The organism is Cytophagia bacterium CHB2, from assembly GCA_030263535.1.
Lineage (GTDB): Bacteria > Zhuqueibacterota > Zhuqueibacteria > Zhuqueibacterales > Zhuqueibacteraceae > Coneutiohabitans.
Genome location: SZPB01000605.1, coordinates 1 through 2,282, shown reverse-complemented (window position 1 = coordinate 2,282; position 2,282 = coordinate 1). Strand labels below are relative to the sequence as shown.

Annotated in this window: 4 protein-coding genes; all 4 read left to right on the top strand. The window is 50.6% G+C overall.

All coding sequences use genetic code 11. The features are described 5' to 3' along the window. The first annotated feature begins 55 nt into the window (after positions 1-55). From FBQ85_29410 to FBQ85_29395, 4 genes are read left to right on the top strand one after another with little or no spacing between them, the layout of a single operon-like run. A complete protein-coding gene (locus FBQ85_29410) occupies positions 56-247 on the top strand; it encodes a hypothetical protein (GenBank protein MDL1879250.1) in 192 nt (63 codons plus the stop codon). Further along, the gene (locus FBQ85_29405) at positions 234-503 is read left to right on the top strand and encodes a type II toxin-antitoxin system RelE/ParE family toxin (protein ID MDL1879249.1); all 270 of its coding nucleotides are present in this window, start codon (positions 234-236) and stop codon (positions 501-503) included. Before FBQ85_29410 ends, FBQ85_29405 begins: the two co-directional genes overlap by 14 nt. Positions 504-553: 50 nt before the next feature. Next, positions 554-1,459, top strand: a complete 906-nt coding sequence (gene lipA, locus FBQ85_29400; protein MDL1879248.1) for a lipoyl synthase — start codon at positions 554-556, stop codon at positions 1,457-1,459. A 35-nt stretch (positions 1,460-1,494) separates the two neighbouring features. Next, positions 1,495-2,079, top strand: coding sequence for an SPOR domain-containing protein (locus FBQ85_29395; protein ID MDL1879247.1), 585 nt, complete (start codon positions 1,495-1,497; stop codon positions 2,077-2,079). Positions 2,080-2,282: the final 203 nt, after the last annotated feature.

Below are 2,282 nucleotides of genomic sequence, written 5' to 3'. Positions count from 1 at the left end.
GTTTGAATCGGGCAAGTAGTATTTGTCAAACAAAATCCTATCGGACAGGTTCAATATGATTACATCGAATGCACAATTCGTGGTAGACGCGAAGGGAAAAAAGCGTGGCGTTCTTCTATCTGTGAAGCATTACCAAAAGTTGATGGAGGATTTGCACGACTTGGCGGTAATAGCCGAGCGGCGTAACGAAAAACCGGTTTCGTTGCTGGAAATGAAACGCCGTTTGCAAAAAGATGGCATCTTATAAAATTGTACTCAAGCCGTCGGTTGAGAAAGATTTGCGTTTTCTTCCCAGATCTTTAGTTAAGCGCGCCCTGGCCGAGGTTGAGGCCTTGCAAGATGATCCTTTGCCGCGCCAGGCCAGCAAGCTACAAGGGGGAGAAAATTTATACCGGGTTCGTGTTGGGGATTATCGCATCATCTACGGTGTTGATCACAGCATGAAGCAGATACTTGTGCATTATATTCGACATCGCCGTGAAGCTTATCGCAAAAAACATTGAGCGCCAAAACGAATGATAGAATCCATAAACAGGAACTTGATTGCCGAATAATGAGCCTCGCTCTTCCCGTACTCGAACAACAACCGTCTTCATCTTTGCGCGTCGTGCGCCGGCCGGAATGGCTCAAAGTCAAAATTCCCGGCGGCGAGGGCTACCACGAGATCAAGCGCCTGGTCGATCAATCGCGTTTACACACCGTGTGTGAAGAAGCGCGCTGTCCGAACATTGCGGAATGCTGGAGCCGGCGCAGCGCGACGTTCATGATTCTCGGCGATGTGTGCACGCGCAGTTGCGGCTTTTGCGCGGTGAAAACCGGCCGCCCGGTTTGGCTGGATGAAGACGAGCCGCGGCGCGTGGCCGAAGCCGTGGCCACGCTCAATCTGCGCCATGCCGTGATCACCTCAGTGAATCGCGATGAGCTGCCGGACGGCGGCGCTGCCATTTTCGCGGCTACCATTCGCGCGATTCGCACGCAACTGCCGGCGTGCAGCATCGAAGTGTTGATCCCCGACTTCAAGGGCAATGAGGCGGCGCTGCGCACCGTGCTGGAAGCACAGCCGCAGATTCTCAATCACAACGTCGAAACCATCGCACGATTGTATCGTCGCGTGCGGCCGCAGGCAAATTATCGCCAGTCACTCGAGCTTTTGGAACGCGCAAAGAAGTTTGGGGCAGTGACGAAATCCGGCTTTATGCTCGGCCTGGGCGAGACGATCACGGAAGCCAAAGATTTGCTGAACGATTTGCAGATGACGGGACTCGACATTGCCACGATCGGGCAATACTTGCAGCCAACGCCGGAACATTTGCCGGTCGAACGCTTTGTCACGCCCGCCGAGTTTCAAGAGCTGAAAGAACACGGTTTGGCGATCGGCATTCGCCACGTCGAATCCGGGCCATTGGTGCGCAGTTCGTATCATGCCGATGAACAAGCGGAGCCGTTGATGAAACGCTAAATCCATCGCAACTTTAATCTGAGAGGGGTGCTGCCATGTCTGAGCGAAAAGTGGAATTCAGCGGGACGATGCAAAACACGGTTAGCGAGACAACCCAAAGCAAGTTCTCCGGATCGGGGAAATTAAGTGGGCCGCCGTTTCGAGTGTCTGTAGGAACAATAGCAAAAACCGTCGTGATTGCAATTCCAATATCAATTACTTTCAGTCTGTTTACGCTCAAAATGCTTGATAGTCTGAATATTCATCTATTCGATGGTTTGTCATTAAATCCTCCGCTTGAAAGCCCACCTTCAGATATACCACCTCAAGATTTTAAGCCAGATGTTACGAAGCAAGAACGGGAGCACGCGCCTCAAGATGATTTATTGGAAAGCCGGGCCCTGCCCATAAATGATGGCTACCTCGTGATCGTTAAAACTTTTGATAAACAAAAAGACGCGATGGGCTTTGCTTCCAAGGTTCGGCAAAAAAGAATTAACGCCAACTACTTCATTCAGGAAGCGAAGTACCATGTCTATGTGGGACCGTTTTATGCAAAGCGCAGCGCCGTGTCTGCGCTAAACGCTGTGCATCAGGCGGGCTTTACTGAAGCCTATCTTCAACCTCCGTATAGTCGATAACAACCCTATCCAAAGTGGCGATGCGTTCACCGTAAAATCACGTCAGGCTCATTCACCATATTTTTCCCACCTTCAAAATCCTGGAATGATTTGCTCTCAAATGCGGTTAAAACGCGCGCAGTAACAGTGGGGAACTGTTTCAAGAAAAACGTATTTTGGGCTTGAATGAAATCATAATTTTGACGATCTTTACCGCCGTTTTG

What these genes read in the sequence shown, in the direction of transcription:
- FBQ85_29405 (MDL1879249.1), top strand. Translation starts at nt 234, where the DNA reads ATGGCATCTTATAAAATTGTACTCAAGCCGTCGGTTGAGAAAGATTTG.
- FBQ85_29410 (MDL1879250.1), top strand. Translation starts at nt 56, where the DNA reads ATGATTACATCGAATGCACAATTCGTGGTAGACGCGAAGGGAAAAAAG.
- lipA (MDL1879248.1), top strand. Translation starts at nt 554, where the DNA reads ATGAGCCTCGCTCTTCCCGTACTCGAACAACAACCGTCTTCATCTTTG.
- FBQ85_29395 (MDL1879247.1), top strand. Translation starts at nt 1,495, where the DNA reads ATGTCTGAGCGAAAAGTGGAATTCAGCGGGACGATGCAAAACACGGTT.